Consider the following 16799-nt stretch of genomic DNA (forward strand, 5'->3'; position numbering starts at 1 on the left):
AGGGTCCATGGGAGAAGAATGGTATCGAGACGACGGCGTCCAACTGCTCTGGCCTTATGAGTTTCAGAGCATCCGAAAATTAAAGGTGGTACATAAATTTAATGACCATGCCAGATGTTATTTTACCGTTAAAATGACGGAAGAACACGCCCTTGAGTGCTTATATCAGGGGAGTTTTAAAGATTCTATTATCATCCAAAAGAAAAATGAATCCGGTACAGAGAATTGGTTTGCCGGAGGAATCCAGCATGTGGAGATGGTTGTCGAGGACGGAATTTACTATGTTTTAATCGAAGGTATATCTCGCTCGTATGAGCTTGATCTTCATCCTGAAAGCCGTTCCTTTCAAAATAAAGCAACTACGTACACCCATATAATTAAGCAGTTAGTACAAGGGCATCCAAAAGGTGACGCGAAAAATGAAGCTACGGAACCTGGTGCCGTAATTGGCGAATTCCTCGTCCAGTATCAGGAAACCAATTGGCAGTTCATGAAGCGGTTGGCATCCCGAGTCGGGACGGTCATTCTTCCGGATGTGGTTATGGATGCGCCACGGATTTATTTTGGTGTTCCCGATTTTTCATGGGGAAAAGATATAAAGGCGTATAGCTATACCATGTTGCAGGATATGGGGAGTTACTTGAGTTATCAAGCAAAAGCTGCCGGTAATGAATCTCTACAATTGCTGGAGGTCGATTGCATTCAATACCTTGTAAAGTCCAAGCAACACTATCAAGTTGGGGAGAATGTGGGCTTTAAAGGGCAAATTTGGGTGATCTATAACTCGAAGATCACGTATGACCAAGGAAGTATTGTATACGAGTATGTATTGGTACAAAGAAAAGCGATACGGCGAAAATCCAAAATGAATCAGGCGATTCAGGGCCTTGCTTTGGAAGGAACCGTCGTTAATCGAGCGAATAACATGGTCAAAGTCCATCTGGACATGGATGATGAGTACGATGAATCTGGAAACTGGTGGTTTCCCTATTCTCCCGAAGGAAATAACATCTTTCATAGTTTGCCCGAAGAGGGGGCAAAGGTCAAGGTTTACTTTCCAAGCGATATCGAGAAGCAGGCGATTGCGATCAACTCATCACGGGGCTCCAATGAAGAGATGATATCGAGGACGGTCTTTCAGAAACCAACGACCAAAGTGTTTCACATACCGGGAAATACTAAGATGGAACTGGGAGAAGATGGCGTATTATTCCACAAGGATACGGTGAAACTCGATCTGGAAGGCGGAAATATTCAGGTTGAGGCTAGTGAGGATCTTCTTATAACCGTAGCTAATAAACTGGAGCTGATTAGTCAGAAGGGGAATGAAACAGAACAGGAGGGGAGTGCTAAAAGCAATACGGCGACCCCTCTACCGAGCTCCATAAAGTTCACGGCAAAACGTGCGCTTATGCTGCAAATCCTTGAGGAGCAATTTATGCTCATCACCGATGCCTTCGTGGCTATACGAAGCAAGAGGATAGATTTTAACAAAGTAGAAATCCCGTTTGTGGAAATGCTGACGGAAGATGAATTGAAGGAATTGTATGTCGATGAGTTAAATAACGATAAGTATGTACATGCAAAAATATATGATGAAAAATGGAAAGAGAAACAAATAGAGCATCATAAAGCGAATAAGGCTGAAGAGTACATCACAGTAAGTAAAGAAGAGATTAAGGAAGCTATAAAGGCGAGAGTGTATGGAAATCCGAATGCGATCAAGGACGCTAAAACCCATCTCGGAAAAATAGACGAAACGGAGCTGAAAACAAAGTACTTAACTCGCGGGCAGCCGGCGGATGCGGCGAAACCTGAAGAGAAAAGCGATGAGGAACTGGCCAAAATAAAAAGTAATTACACCACAAGATATTCACAAACCAACAAGCTCATGAGTGCTTCCCATCGTATACAGAACGCCAAGACGGATGAGGAATATAAAGAGGCCTCTAGCCAGTATGCCAAGGTACTGGAGGAAATACAAAAGTCCGGATTCGGCGGAGATGCTGCGAAAGAAGAAGATCTGAGGCCTGGCGAGTACTTTAGCAAAAACGTCCCGGAAATGATATATTATTCCCGATTTAATTTTGAGCGAATCGTCATATCAGGCCAATATGGAGGCGTATTCTTCGGGATATTTAGTGGCGTTATAGGGATTATAGCTGTTGCGGCTTCTGTTTTTTCAGCCGGCACATCGATCCTGGCCTGGTCTTTCTTGGTTGGAGATTTCTTGTTATCCGCAGGGCAGCTATATATCAGTTTAGAGAAAATGGATGACTTAGGAAAAGGGTATGGCTATACCGATCCTGGGATAGGCCCAATTACTCAATCCGATCTCGATAATTTCGGTTTATTACTGACTGCAGTGAATCTATCCCTTCTTCTTAAGCACGGTGCAATGAAGACGTTGGATTCCGCAACGGATGCCACTCGGCTAAAGTGGCTGGATGAGGTGGCGCAAAGAGAAGGATGGGATAATGTAGGCAAGGATTTTGCCGAGAATTTAAAGCGTCGTGAGATTCAGGGGACGGGCACAGGCAAAAGTGCAGCTCTAGGTACGGGTAAAGATACAGGCAAAGAAATAGGTACAAATAAAGAAATAGCTACAGGTAAAGATACAGTTAGTAGTGGTTCATCAAACGTTAAAGATCTGGATTCAATATCTACGTCGAAAAATAACGAGTCTTTGACAACTACGAAAACGACCGTAGTAGATGAGAAAGCAAAGAAAACAAAACCTACTTCCCAAAAAGCAAAAGATAAGAAAGATGGGTCAGATGGAACAGAGCAAAATAAAGAGCGTGAAAGAAGAGAGAGGGAACAAGAAAGTAGGGAGAGAAGAGAAAAGGAAGAGACTAAGGGGACGCGAGAATCAAGTTTTATTGATGAGATGGATCCGGCTGACGCATCAAGATATCAAAAGTATTGGGAGGTTTCTTCACAAAGGCAAGGGCTCACTCAAAGAGAATACTTAAATGCAGTAGAGGATGCATTTTATGAAACACGAAACAACGGTATAACCGAGCCAACATTACCAAAAGGATCAAAACCAAGCGGTAACTATGCACAAAGTAATGCAAAAGGTGCTGATATTCGCGGAATTAAGAAACAAAATGAAACTGCTGATGTTTTAGCAGATCATGGATACAATGTTAAAATGTTAGATGAAGTGGATGGCGGAAATGGTTATGCAGTGCAAGAAATGAAAAATCCGGATTTTTTGGTTGAAAATAAGGTGTATGATTGTTATTCTCCCGAGCCTGATACTAATGTCACAAAAATTGTAAAAATGATTTATAAAAAGAACAAAGAACAAGCTAAAAGAATTGTTATTAATCTTGATGAATCTTCTGGTGAAAAAGTAGAGCAAGTCATACGAGAAATCACTAAAAAAGCTACTCCTCAAGGTGACTTAAAACATCTAAAAGAATTATTGATAGTTAAAGATAACAAAATTACGAAATTTAACTTTCAAAGTGTCGAATAACATTTAAAAAAAGGTAGTGAAGAAAATGGAATATGAGTTGTACTTAGTTTCACATTTAAATCAAACAACTTTGAAGTATTTGTTCTCAGAAATAGTAAGTGATGTTGTAGGAGAACAAGTGAAAGTGAGTGATGATAATTATGATGATCATTGTTATGTTAGCTGTAAATATTTTTCCATGAGTATTGAAACGAATGATATCTACGCTATTGAATATTTGAGGGAAGAGTACAAAATGAATATAGATACTGAAATTAGCATACAGTTAATTGCAAAAACATATGTAGAAGGGTTAGAAGTTTTATTCAAAGTTTTTGGAAAACTTATAAAAAAAATTCAAGGAGATATGGTTTTTGAAGAAAACGGATCAAGGCAGTTATTTAGGAAGGAGGGCGATGTGTTAATTGTTAATACTAATTTACATCCGTATCAAAAACAAACAATGACAGAAGTGTTACTTGGTTTTCTTGACTTTCCATATATTGAGATGGATTTGTCGAGCGTCGAATAAAAAGCCCAAGAATATTTGATTTATCTTTACTTAATGTGGTTTATTTGGTGAAGTTGAAACATTCATGGGCGGCTGGTGGAATGCGCTACTTATTGCCGGATAAACTCAAGATTCAACCGTAAGTCATATGACACATACAAAAATGTAGATCGGAGTTACAACTCCAACAATAAGATCATACAATACAATCAACAAACCAAACACTTGATAAACTTTCAAAAGCTCATTCCCATTTGCATGAGTAGGAATGAGCTTTTCGTATTATCGTCCAGACCGTAATGTATTGCAGGGAGTCGTATAGAAGTTTACAAAAAGGGAGGGTCCATAACCTCCGTCGGCTGAATCGTCATCCACCAAAATAACTACACCATGGAAGATCTATTTCTAGTCCTCAATCTTTTGTTTCAAGGGTACTGAAATAAATCCTAATGATACCGGAGGACTTTGGTGTCGGATCTAAGCCTTGTTTTTCCAACCACCTTGCTTTAAGGTATTCACTTATACATTAAGATTTCCTCTAACGGTAAGTAGAGTCATCCGAGCGGCCGACAAGATAATCAAGACTTACGTCGAGATAATCAGCCAGAGCGCAAGCGATTTCTAAGCTGGGGACGCGCGTCCCTCTTTCCCAATGACTGACAATAGTTCTGTCAACTCCTAAAGAAGAGGCAATGTCTTGCTGTGAGATTGACTTTAAACGGCGCAAATTCTTAAAACGCTCCGCAAATATTTCTCGATTAAACATAAAATAGCTCCTTGACTAGTGACCTATAGTCACAGTATACTTAAAACAAAAGTGTGACTTATAGTCACTGTATAAGACGATACAATGCTGATTAAGGACTGAACATTGTAATTTTTTGAAAATGAATGTTTCTGAGCAAAAGGTGAAGAGGCGCATTTTTTTAAAAAATCGCCGGGTCGCCGACTCATTCTGAGCAACTGCTGGAAAGGTAGACTGCACTCTTAATCTATCATGTGACCCTCTTTCTTTCAAGGCGTTGCAATCCAATACGAAAGGAAGATGAAAATGAAAAGCATCCTAGAAGCGTTATACTACGGCGAAATTCGACCTGAAGAAATGATCGTTCCGACCGATCCCGAGTACCGTAGAATAAGCAGGAAGGTTTCCGAAGCGATGGGGATGTGGAAAGGAAAATTGTCGGCCGATGATTTTAACCAGCTTGAAGCGATGCTTGATTTGCGTGGTCAGTCTGAGTCGATGTACGCGACAACTTCCTTTACGAACGGATTTCAGCTTGGAGCATTAATGATGATAGAGATATATGCGGCTAAGGAAGAGCTTCTTAATGGTTTGAGGTAATTTACTAATATGGAGGGAAAAGATGAATAAGGTCTTTGAAGAAGCTAAATGCATTATTCGAAATATTGATTGGAGGCATATTGAGTTTAAGAGACCGTCATATGTTGTGTTATTGTCTGAGCACCTGAGAAGAAGCTCATTATTCTATGATTATTTACACAAAGATTCGATGAGAATAATAGTATTTAGTGCTATGGAATTAATGGATATGCAATTACCTAAAAATATATTAGATGAATGTACGGAATCACTCCAAAATGTAAAAGGTATTTTTGTCAGAGAAGTGTGTAGACATTATTTGGAATGGGCTTATTTGATAGGGGAGGGTGTGCCGATCGCTGTTCAGTTTCAGGAGCTATATTTACCCATAATAAAGCTATTTGAAAGAGGGGGCAGAATACAATATGATAAAGGACTGTTGATTATTGGGGGATTAGCTTGTTCGCGTTTTGTATCTTCGGAGTCTAGTTTGTTTGAACCAGAGGATATTAGTGATAGTTATCTAGATGAGATAGACAACGATGTTTTGAATAAGTGAATTTTGTATAATATTTCATATAACTATCTTTCAACCCAATCAACAGCGCCACAATGCGAGCTCTCCGCCGTGTTGTGGTTTCTTTTTTGTCCATCGCTATATGCTAAAAAATACAATTATATAAGTGGCGGCTATTAAAAAAATACCCCACCCAGTGCCGAATGAACCCATTATTCCATCAATAACATATATAACCCTTGTAATACCCGTATAAAGATTTCTTCAATATGGGTTGTACGCACATCAAAGATTTAATTTTATACCCTAAATAATGCAATAGCGTTACATTAAACAGGTTCATTATGGTCAGATACTACCATGATTGACGTTTTTTCATTTGCCGCCTGCCACCAGCTAGCGCACCATGCACCGACAATTTAGCGGGTGGGAGATAATGAAGCCAAGCAAATTCGGCTATTCATGCCTCTGCTGAGATTGAACCGAATCAGAATATCATCCAAAAGTGTGACAGGGTGCGATAATCTAATCGAGTTCATTCGGGATTTACCGTTATTATCTAGGCTGTCTTGTTATTGATGTGTTAATCCGATTTGACAAATTCAAGAAGAGTTGTCCTATGTTTCTGTATGTCTGGTGTGATTCCTGCTTGGAGAGTGTCTAACCTATAAGGGAAGACAACTTGAAGGAGAAATCATTCATGAATCATCCCGTTAAAGAATGCATTCAGAAGCTGGGGCTAACACATCGGGCGTTCGTTGTCCTCTATGACATCTCATGGGAAAGGTTTCGTAGCTGCTTGTATGGCTACACTGATTCCATCCCCCGACCATTTTGAATGTCATGGTACAGAATGGCTATGATGAACAGGAAGCACAACGGCAGTATCTCTTGTTGAGGAAATGGAGCGTACAGCAAGAGCTAAACGCCCTTACTACTACAGAAGGGAGGGGGCATCAATGAAACGACTACCTTTAGATACAGGCTTAACCCTGATGCGGCGGGAAAACGTGCTCGGACATTGTTCCGATGATATGGACGAGCTTATCAGAATCTTCGTCAAGTATGTCAAAGACCCAATGTCACAGGAACAAGTCGAGCTAAGCCTCGCACATTTCCTTGCTAAATCGAAGCACAACGATGTCGTTCATCGTAATCAAGTCTTAGCAACTAGATCAGTATGATTGGCGGCTATCCGACGATCATATAGATTATTACCGTAAAATACTTGCCGTTGTTTGGCTAACCTATCCCCCGTCGTTTGTGCGGGGATTTTCTTTTTGCATTCTGACAAAATAGTTTTGCCGGACCCCGTCTACCGCACCTCTTTCCCGTAATAGAATCAAATTTAATCCCTTTTTAACCACGTACTCCCCGGGTTTTAAACTGGCCGGTTTATGCTGTTAGCATAAGCCGGTTTGTTTGATTTGGAAGGGAGAACATGGATGAAATGAAAGCTAGTGAACTCATTTTGCTTTTGGCGGCAATAATTCTATGGATTTATGTAGTGTCGGGCCGCAAGCTGGGCAGAACCGGAGGAGTTATCGCGGCGCTGCTTGGCTCGGGGGCCGTGGTCGGCTATCTGCTGGCCGGGGATTACCGCTGGCAGCTGCTGCCGGCCTGCGTCGTGATCGGAGGGCTGGTCCTTTGGTGCGCCCTAAAAAGGCCAAAGGTAAGTCCAGCCCGAAGCTGGCGGCGAAAAACCGGGAAGGCGCTGCTCCTTCTGCTAATGGCAACCGGACTCGCCGTTTCCGCGGCGCTGGCCCTTCTGCTGCCGGTCGTTCAGTTGCCTGAGCCGGGCGGGCCTTTTGCGGTCGGAACGCAAACCGTGCGGATTTCCGGGACGGGCCGCGCAGAGCCGTTCACGGAGGACCCGCAGGATACCCGGGAACTGATGGTCCAATTGTGGTATCCGGCCGACAACACCGAAGGACTGAGCAAAGCAACTGTAGTTCCGGTTGCGGGCCAATCCGAAATGGCCGAGCCTTTTACCCGGGCCTTCGCCCAAACCTTTCGGCTTCCTCCGTTTGCGCTGGACTATTGGAAAAACTTCCGCGGCAACAGCTTTGAAAATGCGGACGTGCTGCCGTCAAGCGCGCCTTATCCGGTGGTCCTCCTGAGCCACGGCATGGGGACAAGCCGGATGCTGCATGTCTCGCAAGCCGAACATTTGGCCAGCCATGGTTACGTGGTTATTACAATCGATCATACGTATAACACGACGGCGACCATTTTTCCGGACGGGAAAATAACCGGACTTATCAGCGAACCGAATGAGGACGAAGACTTCTTCACAGCGGCGCCGCGCATGGGGAAAGTTTGGGCGGGCGATGTTTCGGAAGTCATCGATTGGCTGGAAGCGATGAACGCCGGGCAAGAGAAGAATCCCTTCCGGGGAAGGCTGGATCTGCAAAATATCGGGATGATGGGACATTCGTTCGGCGGCGCTACTGCGTTCCATGCCGTTTTGACCGAGGATCGGCTCAAGGCCGGGATCAATATGGATGGTACCCAGTTCGATAAGTATGACGGGAAGACCGTGATGAAGAAGCCGTTTTTGTTTCTGGAGTCGGCGGATTTCAAAGCAAAGGCCGATGAGCTTAGAAAGGGGAAAATCCAAAGCGAGCTGGGGCGGCGCATCGTCTCCAACGAGCTCGCTTTAATGGAAGCCGCCGCGAAACATCACGGGAAGGCGTTGTATGTGGAGCGGACCGATCATTACAATTTTACGGACTTGCAGTTCTATTCTCCTTTAGTGAAGTTGACCGGATTGACCGGAGAACTTGATGGAGCTCGCGGTGCGGAGATCGTAAATGCCTATGTGCTGGATTTTTTCGATACTTATTTGAAAGGCAGCCAGCCGAAGCTGGTGAATGGGCCTAGTTCCGCTTATCCCGAGGTAAAGTTCGATCTAAAGCTTGAGCCGTAAGGGAAACGGCTCCCAAGCACTAAGCCACCCTAGAACGGGTGGTTTTTTTTCATTTGTCCTCCCCCGGATGGCCGCTGTAAAATCGTGGATTTTGCAATTATGGCTTGTCAGAAGGCAGCGTTTACATCTATGATCAACGGTAAGGAATCGGGATAGAGGGCGAGCGGATTTGACAAACTTTATATGAAAACGCTCCATCTGATTTTAAGAGTAAGAGCCCGGCGATAAATGGCTGCGGCGAAAGGAGGCGGTCGGGGATGCGGATCACCCGAAATTTCAAGCGATGGTTCGGACGACTTCATATTCACAGTAAGATCATATTCACTTTCCTGCCGCTTAGCCTTATACCGCTTATCGCGCTCGGCTTGATTTCGAGTAAAATGTTCGGCGATACCGTGGTGGAGAAAGAAAAGAACAATATCCGGGACGAATCGCGGCTCATCCTTTCGCAGTTGGACAGCATCATTCAAAATACGGAGAGCTTAACCAATATCATGACGACGGACATCCATCAACTATTTAATGAATACTCGGCCAGAGATACGGATGTGGACGAGAAGAGGTTCCAAAATTTAATGGAGAGCCGGCTCTCCATCGACTTATTGATGTTTCCCGATGTAGATTCCGCCGTATTTCTGGATACCTCGGGGAGAATTTTCTCCTCTTATCCCCAAAAGGGGGAACGGGATCGGGAGGTGCTGAACAGCCCTTTGCCCGAAATGGTGCAATCCCAGGGCAGCTACGGAGTCAATCGCTGGCTTCCGATGGAGCGGAGAAACTTTATGGTGACGAATCCTGATATTCCTGTACTCACCCTGGGAAAAATGGTGTTTGATCTGGACACGGGGAAGACGCTGGGAACGCTGTTTGTGAATGTCAAAGAAACGACCTTTGCCTCCTTTTTGCAAGTGACGCCCGAGAACTTCTCTTCCAAGGAGTATTACATCGTGGACAGCCGGGGGCAAATCGTGTCCACCCCTGTTTCGGATCGGCTGTTAACTCCGTTTTCCGCCTTGTCTTCTCCAAGGCTGCTGGAGCAGGAGGGAAATATTTCCGAAATCGTCGGCCGGGGAAAACAGGAGAAGCTCACCACCCTCACGCCTTATGACAAGCTGGACTGGAAACTGGTAAGTATTGTTTCGTTGGAAGAACTTAACGGCATCATCTATCGCAATTTTTTTCTTACTTTTACGGTCGGGTTCCTGGGGCTGCTGCTCGCCCTGCTGCTGACCCGGAAGCTGGCGCAAATTATCGTAGGTCCGCTGCTGCAAGTGACGAAAGCGATGCGAAGGGTTAAAGACGGAGATCTGGATGCAACGTCCACCGTGGCGACGGAGGATGAAGTCGGGCTGATCTCCTCGGTGTTTAACTCGATGGTCGGGCAGATCAGGGAGCTGCTCCGCACCGTGACCGAGGACCAGGCCCGCAAGAGAGCCTATGAGTTGGCGTTGATGCACGCGCAGATCAAACCTCATTTTTTGTACAATACGCTCGATACGATCTATGTACTCAATGACTTGGGGATGAACGAGGAAGCGAGGGACACCACCAAAGCGCTTGCGGATTTTTATCGCGCGGTTCTCAGTAAAGGAAGCGAGATCATCCCTTTGGGTGCGGAAGTCAGCAATGTACGTGATTATTTGAATATTATGCAGGTCCGCAACCCGGACGTGCTGCGTTACATGATCGAGATTCCGGAAGAACTGGAAGCGGTGACGGTCCCGAAATTATCGCTGCAACCTTTGGTCGAGAACGCGATCTACCATGGGTTGAAAACCAAAGGGGAGCAGGGGCTTATTTCGATCCGGGCGGAAAAGACCGGAAAAAGCGTGACGATTACGGTGGAAGACAACGGTGTAGGGATGTCCGAAGAACAGCTTGAGCGTGTTGAAGCGGCTATATCCGGAATGGGCAGGCGGAAATCGATCGGGCTCTACAGCGTTCATGAGCGAATCAAGCTTTATTTCGGAGAAGCTTACGGTCTTAAGGTTCTAAGCCGCCCGGGAGAAGGCACCGCCATTGAGATGAAAGTACCCGGCAAGGAGGGAGATGACAACAATGTACAAAGTACTTATCGTCGATGATGAACCGCTCTTCCGTTACTATATGCGCACGAAGCTGGACTGGAGCAGCCACGGCTTCACCATATGCGGCGAGGCGGCCAACGGCGCGGAAGCGCTGGAGGAAGCGAAACGTTGGCGGCCTGATCTGGCGCTGGTGGATATCAGCATGCCCTATCTCAACGGGATTGAACTGACCGAGAAGCTGAATACGAACCTGCCCGGGATTATAGTTGTCTTTGTCACCGGGCATAATGAATTCGAATACGCCCAAATGGCACTTCGGTTGGGCGTATTTGATTACCTGCTCAAGCCCTTTGATCAGCGGGAATTTGCCGCAGTGCTGACCAAAGTGAAGAATAAACTGGAGCTTGGTAAAAAAGAGGAGGCCTTTTTCCGCCAAGCTACCGGAAGCCCCCTTCTCCGGGACGAAGCGGATGCGTCTGAGGGGAAACCGGACAGATCCGGTTTGTTCGCGGAGCCGTCTCACCCTCACGACCGCCATAAGGACGCGGTTTCGTATGAACTTCATCCCGGGGCGCACGAGCTGTTACTCTCGGCATTGAAAATGCGCGATCCGGAAGCGGCGCGGGTTGAAATCCGGCGTACCGTGGCGCTATTCCGCCCGCATCGGACAGGGGGCCGTTTCGCTTTTACCGTGCTGATGGGCTATGTTTCCTTATGCCTGTCCTATGCGAGCAAGACGGGGATGAACCCCGAGTCCTTATGGAAACCGGCCGCTTCGGCGGAGGATTATTTACGGCAAATGACCTCCTGGGAGGAAGTCGAGGAATGGTTGATCGGTTTGTATCAAAAAGTAATCGAATACAAGGAAGATCGTCGTCCTTCCAAGTCCTATAATCTATACCTCGCCGCGAAGCGGTACATCCATCAGCATTATTCCGATCCCGAATTGACGGTTGATCAGGTGGCGGGGGGGATGTTTGTGGATGCCAGCTACTTGCGAAAAGTATTTCGCAAGGAAGGCGATATCTCCGTGCTTGACTACATTACGTATACCCGCATGAGACGCGCCAAGGAGTTATTGGCCGAAGGGAACGTAAAGCTGGCGGATATTGCGGAAAAGGTGGGATACACCGATCCGAGTTACTTTGGCAAGAGCTTCAAAAAATACTACGGCATGCCGCCTTCCGAGTTTGAACAGCGGGAGATCCGGATCCGCAATGCCCGCCGGTAAGCCTGGACGCTCACTTGTCCCGAATATTACCGATCATGCCCGCTTTAGCCCTAACCGGTTGTGGCGGGTATTTTTTATAATGAAAGCACCACTTCTGAAAACGCTATCAACACAAGGCGGAAGTGAATGCAAAGATTCGTTTCATACAAAGAAAGGGGATCTATCATGGCAAAAAAATATCGGAAAGCACTGAGCATGTTGACGGCTACGGTCCTTGCGCTTTCTCTTGCGGGATGCGGTGGCGGGGGAGGCGGAAACAACGCGGCGCAAAAAGACGGGAATACCTCGGCCGCTGGCGGAGAAGAGAAGATTCAGCTCAAGGTTTACGCCCAGCATTTTGATGAAGACACGGCCAAGCCCTTCGATTACGCGGTAGAAGAGTTAAAGAAAGAGATGCCGAATGTGGAGATCATTCTCGACGAGGCGGTGCAGGACGGCTATCAAAAATTGAAAACGTATGCAGCCACCGGGAATATGCCGGACATTTACGATACCGACTGGGCGACGCTGCAAACTTTTGCCAAGGCCCAAAATGTGGAGGTTCTTGACGATTATCCGGAAACGGCCGAATTCAAAGCGAAGCTGAATAAAGGCGTCGAATCCAAACTGATCGCACCCGACGGGCATGTGTACGCCTTCCCATACCCCGGCATCGAATTCCAGCTGATTTATTACAACAAAGAGATCTTCGAAAAAGTAGGGATTCAGACGCCGATCAAAACGTACGATCAAATGATCGAGGCTTCCAAGAAGCTCTCGGCAGCGGGGTATACCCCAATGGCGATTTTTGCCAAGGAAAAGTGGATTACCACGGCGTTCTACGCCGGGCTTGTCACCCGCGAACAAGGAACAACGGGTTACGGGGACTTGGAGGCCAAGGGCACTACCGCCATGCCCGACCCCTTTGTGCGGGCGGCCGAGGAGCTGTACAAGCTGAAGGAGGCCAACCTGTTCGATGCTAACGCCACCAATACGAACTATGATCAGGCTTCGGCCCAATTCTACTCCGGCAAAGCGGCGATGTTTGTGAACGGGCAGTGGGAGATTTACAGCAGCACCGAAAAGCTCGGGGACAAAGTGGACTGGATGTACTGGCCGGCTAAGGATGAGGCCGCTTATGAGAGCGGCAAAGGCTTCATCAACGGCTCGGGCGCTCCGGGAGGATTTGCGGTTTCGCCTAGCAGCAAACATAAAGAAGTCGCGGTGAAAGTCGCCAGCTTCCTCGCGCAGAAATACGGCGAGTACAAGTATACCCAACTGGGAAGCCCGATTACCGCGATTAAAGTAGACAAGCCGACGACGGCGGAAGTTCCTCCGATGATGAAGCGCATTGCGGAAGAAGTTCTCCCGAACGCTACGCAATATATGACGCCGGTTAATAATGTGCAAATCAAGAACGCGATCGACGACAGTACGCAGAACATGCTGGTCAAAGGATACACGGTTCAGCAGTTCGTCGATAACATCAATCGCGTCATGGCAAGAGAAAACAAATAGAAGAGTTACAGTCGAAAGATACCGACCTTCCGGAGGTCGGTATCCTTTCACCCAAAGGAGTGGATTTAAACCTATGCACAGATACCTGAGCAATAAAAAAGCCATCATCTTGTTCTTGCTCCCGGCGCTGATTATATACAGTGTCGTGATCATTTATCCGGTGCTTCAAACGTTTTACCGCAGTTTTTTTAATTGGGACGGTCTTAGCGCGGCTACTTGGAACGGCATTTCCAACTATCTGGATTTGTTTCATGATCCGCTTTTGATCACGTCTTTGCGCAACGGTCTTATTTTCGCCGTCGTGCTCGTCATATTTCAGATCGGGCTGGGAACGATTTTGGCGCTCGCCTGTGCGGATCCGCGAATCAAAGCCCGAAAATTGCTCAAAACCGCTTACTTCATCCCCGTTGTCCTTTCCGTTACGGTGGTCTGTCAGCTTTGGATCGCCATGTATGACCCGACGAACGGGTTAATCAACCGGTTGTTCGACCTGCTTCACATTCCCTACCAGCAAAATTGGCTGACGTCCCCAACCGCCTCCATTGTCGCCATCGCTTTCGTCAATGCCTGGCAGTTTATGGGGTACCAGTTCAGCTTGCTGTATGCCGGCGTCAAATCGATTCCCGAGCAGTACATGGAGGCGGCCACCATTGACGGCTGTTCCAAATGGATGGCCCATCTCAAGGTGACGCTCCCTTTAATGAAGGAAACCTACAAGTTCTGTTTCATCGTGGCGATTACATCGGGAATCGGGGCCTTCGTCCAGATGCTGATAATGACCAATGGCGGCCCCGGCACAAGCAACTATACGCTGACCTTCATGATTTACAGATACGCTTTCCTCGAAAGCAACTATGGTTATGCTTGCGCCGTATCCGTCGTACTGGTGAGTTTATCGCTGCTTGCGACGATCGTAATTAATAAGACGTTTGACCGGAATGAAGCGTAAGCTAAGGCCGGTCGTTCGGTAAGAAGGAGTGCTTAAAGGATGAAGCAAATCAAAACGGTATTGCTGCAGCTGCCATTATGGATCTATTTTGTCATATCCGTCTATCCCTTAGTGTGGATGATCTCTTATTCGCTTAAAAACAACGAGGAAATTTTCGTGACGAATCCGTTCGGCTTGCCGACGCATTTTCGTATTGAAAACTATATTGCGGCATGGTCCCAATTCAATATCCCTAAATATTTTCTGAACAGTCTGGTCGTTTCCTCCATTTCAACGCTATTGATCCTGGGGTTATCGCTGATGTTCTCGTTTGCGATCGCCCGCATGCGCTGGAAATTCCGGGAAAGCGTCCGTTTGTATATGACCGTGGGGATGTTTATGCCCCTTCAGGTGATCATGATTCCGCTGGCGATCCTGGTTCGTGATTTTCATTTGACCAATACGTACGGGGCGTTGATCGTTCCTTACGTCGCGATCGGACTTCCCTTCTCTTGTCTGGTTTTCTACGGGTTTATGAAGGGCATCCCCGGCGAACTGGAAGAATCGGCTTGTATGGACGGGGCCAACATCTACCGGATGTTTCTTCAGATAATCGTGCCAATCGTGACTCCGGCCATCGCTACGGTCGCTATTTTTCAATTCTTGAACAACTGGAACGAATTTATGCTTGCCTACATTCTGATCTCGGACGAAACGATGAAAACGCTGCCGCTCGGTCTGTTGTTCTTCCAAGGACAATACAGCACCGACTGGGGTGGGATGGGGGCGGTCATGACGATCGCCAGCTTGCCGCTCGTGATTATCTATCTGTTCTTCAGCGAACAGGTTGAGAACGCGATGACAGTAGGTTCGGCCGTAAAAGGGTAAAGCCCTGAAATTGGAGCAAAGTTACACGCCTAAAAGAACCCTCCGCGAAAGCTGCCGTGGAGGGTTCTTTGTACACCGGCAAAAGATCGATCGTCACATTAACCGGAAAAAATCCCTTTAATCAGGCGCGGGGACGGCCGCGGCACGCGAATAACGGGAAAAACTCCAGTTATTTTGCGGGCGGGGGACGGTTTCGAGCCGAAGGGGCGGAATTAGCTGGAGGAATTCCAGCTAATGTGGCGAACAGCGTGATTATCTTCAAATTAACGGGAGGAAATCCCGTTAATTTGACGGCGGAGCAGCCCCGGCATGGGCTTGCATGCAAAGAAAGAGGCTGTCCCAAAAGTCATCATAGATGACTGAGGGGCAACCTCTTTTAGTTTGTCAAACAAAAAGAAACCACTCTTTGGTAAAATGGAAGTACCACCAACCATTACCCAAAAGGAGAGGTTTCTTTTGTACATTCAATATACCATGGATCAACTCTGTTTACCAATGGATTTAGAAGAGGATATCCCCGAAAATCATCTCGTTCGCGTGGTTAACGCCGCCGTAAATCGTCTCGACGACGCTATCTTCGACCCGTCTTACCCTGGAGGCGGACGAGACAGCTACCATCCTAAAATGCTCACCAAAGTTATCATTTACGCCTACACACAGCGCATCTATTCCTCTCGCCAGATCGCCAAAGCTGTCCGCGAAAACATCATGTTTATGTGGATCGCGGGTCGTCAGCGCCCAGACTTCCGTACCATCAACCGATTTCGATCAGAACGAATGAAAAGCACACTGGAGACTGTGTTTACTGCCGTTCTTCAGTTTCTGGCAGAGGAGAACTACATACAGTTGGAGCATTATTTTGTAGACGGCACTAAGATTGAAGCGAATGCCAACCGATATACCTTTGTTTGGGGGAAGGCTATGGTGAAGCATAAAGCCAAGCTTCAGGAGAAAGTCCAGACCCTATTTGAAGCCATTGAGGAAGCGGAGAAGCAAGAAGAAGGAATTCACGAAGGTCGGGATCTTCTCGAGCTGGGTGAGTCCTCTACTATGACCAGTGAGAAGCTGGAGCAAGCAGTCAAGCAATTGGAAGAGCGCCTGCGGGAGAAACCGAAAGACAAGCCGCTCAAGAAGGCGGTGCGCACCCTCCGTAAGGACTTGCTTCCGCGTCTTCAAAAGTACGAAACACAACAAGCAATTTTAGGTACTAGAAACAGCTACAGCAAAACGGACCCTGACGCTACATTTATGCGAATGAAAGAAGACCACATGCGAAATGGTCAACTCAAGCCGGGATACAATGTGCAGATCGGCACCGAAAATCAATTTATTGTCGGTTACAGTTTACACCAGCGCCCGACCGATACGCGCTGCCTCATCCCGCATCTTGAAAAGTTAAAATCGCAGTTAGGAAAGCTCCCGGGCACCGTCATCGCCGATGCGGGCTATGGTGGTGAAGAGAATTATGACTACCTGGAGCA

The 16799-nt window shown here is 46.7% G+C and carries 13 protein-coding genes; 12 read left to right on the forward strand and 1 reads right to left on the reverse strand.

Annotated elements, in window-relative coordinates; all coding sequences use genetic code 11:
* Positions 1 to 7: 7 nt before the first annotated feature.
* Both V4U88_RS20540 and V4U88_RS20545 read left to right on the forward strand, forming a co-directional pair.
* Complete coding sequence (locus tag V4U88_RS20540; protein WP_334075114.1) at positions 8 to 3487, forward strand: contractile injection system protein, VgrG/Pvc8 family; 3480 nt, start codon at positions 8 to 10, stop codon at positions 3485 to 3487.
* A 25-nt stretch (positions 3488 to 3512) separates the two neighbouring features.
* Positions 3513 to 3998 (forward strand): hypothetical protein, encoded by a 486-nt coding sequence (locus V4U88_RS20545; RefSeq protein WP_334075115.1) that lies wholly within the window; start codon positions 3513 to 3515, stop codon positions 3996 to 3998.
* A 517-nt stretch (positions 3999 to 4515) separates the two neighbouring features.
* On the opposite strand, the gene V4U88_RS20550 is transcribed toward V4U88_RS20545, so the two are convergent.
* Positions 4516 to 4743, reverse strand: coding sequence for a helix-turn-helix domain-containing protein (locus tag V4U88_RS20550; protein WP_334075116.1), 228 nt, complete (start codon positions 4741 to 4743; stop codon positions 4516 to 4518).
* A 285-nt stretch (positions 4744 to 5028) separates the two neighbouring features.
* Between V4U88_RS20550 and V4U88_RS20555 the strand changes: the two genes are divergently transcribed.
* The 10 genes from V4U88_RS20555 to V4U88_RS20600 all read left to right on the forward strand — a co-directional run.
* Positions 5029 to 5322 carry a DUF6809 family protein gene (locus V4U88_RS20555; RefSeq protein WP_334075117.1) on the forward strand — a complete coding sequence of 98 codons (294 nt, stop codon included), beginning with the start codon at positions 5029 to 5031 and terminating at the stop codon, positions 5320 to 5322.
* A gap of 22 nt (positions 5323 to 5344) precedes the next feature.
* Positions 5345 to 5860: a hypothetical protein gene (locus tag V4U88_RS20560; RefSeq protein WP_334075118.1), complete on the forward strand. Its 516-nt coding sequence runs from the start codon at positions 5345 to 5347 to the stop codon at positions 5858 to 5860.
* 917 nt (positions 5861 to 6777) lie between these two features.
* The gene (locus tag V4U88_RS20565; protein WP_334075119.1) at positions 6778 to 7002 is read left to right on the forward strand and encodes a hypothetical protein; all 225 of its coding nucleotides are present in this window, start codon (positions 6778 to 6780) and stop codon (positions 7000 to 7002) included.
* Between the two features lie 266 nt (positions 7003 to 7268).
* Positions 7269 to 8747: an alpha/beta hydrolase family protein gene (locus V4U88_RS20570; protein ID WP_334075120.1), complete on the forward strand. Its 1479-nt coding sequence runs from the start codon at positions 7269 to 7271 to the stop codon at positions 8745 to 8747.
* Between the two features lie 257 nt (positions 8748 to 9004).
* The gene (locus V4U88_RS20575) at positions 9005 to 10831 is read left to right on the forward strand and encodes a sensor histidine kinase (protein WP_334075121.1); all 1827 of its coding nucleotides are present in this window, start codon (positions 9005 to 9007) and stop codon (positions 10829 to 10831) included.
* Positions 10806 to 12005, forward strand: a complete 1200-nt coding sequence (locus V4U88_RS20580; protein WP_334075122.1) for a response regulator transcription factor — start codon at positions 10806 to 10808, stop codon at positions 12003 to 12005. The genes V4U88_RS20575 and V4U88_RS20580 overlap by 26 nt, the downstream gene beginning before the upstream one ends.
* Positions 12006 to 12170: 165 nt before the next feature.
* Positions 12171 to 13502 (forward strand): ABC transporter substrate-binding protein, encoded by a 1332-nt coding sequence (locus tag V4U88_RS20585; protein ID WP_334075123.1) that lies wholly within the window; start codon positions 12171 to 12173, stop codon positions 13500 to 13502.
* 73 nt (positions 13503 to 13575) lie between these two features.
* On the forward strand, positions 13576 to 14451 hold the full coding sequence (locus V4U88_RS20590; protein ID WP_334075124.1) for a carbohydrate ABC transporter permease: 876 nt from the start codon (positions 13576 to 13578) through the stop codon (positions 14449 to 14451).
* A gap of 39 nt (positions 14452 to 14490) precedes the next feature.
* Complete coding sequence (locus tag V4U88_RS20595; protein WP_334075125.1) at positions 14491 to 15318, forward strand: carbohydrate ABC transporter permease; 828 nt, start codon at positions 14491 to 14493, stop codon at positions 15316 to 15318.
* Positions 15319 to 15774: 456 nt separating this feature from the next.
* Positions 15775 to 16799 (forward strand): IS1182 family transposase (locus V4U88_RS20600; RefSeq protein WP_334074676.1); only part of this gene is annotated, 1025 nt, incomplete at its 3' end.

The organism is Paenibacillus sp. A14, from assembly GCF_036864815.1.
Classification (GTDB): Bacteria; Bacillota; Bacilli; order Paenibacillales; family Paenibacillaceae; genus Fontibacillus; species Fontibacillus sanfengchensis.

What these genes read in the sequence shown, in the direction of transcription:
- V4U88_RS20565 (WP_334075119.1), top strand. Translation starts at nt 6,778, where the DNA reads ATGAAACGACTACCTTTAGATACAGGCTTAACCCTGATGCGGCGGGAA.
- V4U88_RS20575 (WP_334075121.1), top strand. Translation starts at nt 9,005, where the DNA reads ATGCGGATCACCCGAAATTTCAAGCGATGGTTCGGACGACTTCATATT.
- V4U88_RS20590 (WP_334075124.1), top strand. Translation starts at nt 13,576, where the DNA reads ATGCACAGATACCTGAGCAATAAAAAAGCCATCATCTTGTTCTTGCTC.
- V4U88_RS20555 (WP_334075117.1), top strand. Translation starts at nt 5,029, where the DNA reads ATGAAAAGCATCCTAGAAGCGTTATACTACGGCGAAATTCGACCTGAA.
- V4U88_RS20585 (WP_334075123.1), top strand. Translation starts at nt 12,171, where the DNA reads ATGGCAAAAAAATATCGGAAAGCACTGAGCATGTTGACGGCTACGGTC.
- V4U88_RS20550 (WP_334075116.1), bottom strand. Translation starts at nt 4,743, where the DNA reads ATGTTTAATCGAGAAATATTTGCGGAGCGTTTTAAGAATTTGCGCCGT.
- V4U88_RS20580 (WP_334075122.1), top strand. Translation starts at nt 10,806, where the DNA reads ATGTACAAAGTACTTATCGTCGATGATGAACCGCTCTTCCGTTACTAT.
- V4U88_RS20545 (WP_334075115.1), top strand. Translation starts at nt 3,513, where the DNA reads ATGGAATATGAGTTGTACTTAGTTTCACATTTAAATCAAACAACTTTG.
- V4U88_RS20595 (WP_334075125.1), top strand. Translation starts at nt 14,491, where the DNA reads ATGAAGCAAATCAAAACGGTATTGCTGCAGCTGCCATTATGGATCTAT.
- V4U88_RS20560 (WP_334075118.1), top strand. Translation starts at nt 5,345, where the DNA reads ATGAATAAGGTCTTTGAAGAAGCTAAATGCATTATTCGAAATATTGAT.
- V4U88_RS20570 (WP_334075120.1), top strand. Translation starts at nt 7,269, where the DNA reads ATGAAAGCTAGTGAACTCATTTTGCTTTTGGCGGCAATAATTCTATGG.
- V4U88_RS20540 (WP_334075114.1), top strand. Translation starts at nt 8, where the DNA reads ATGGGAGAAGAATGGTATCGAGACGACGGCGTCCAACTGCTCTGGCCT.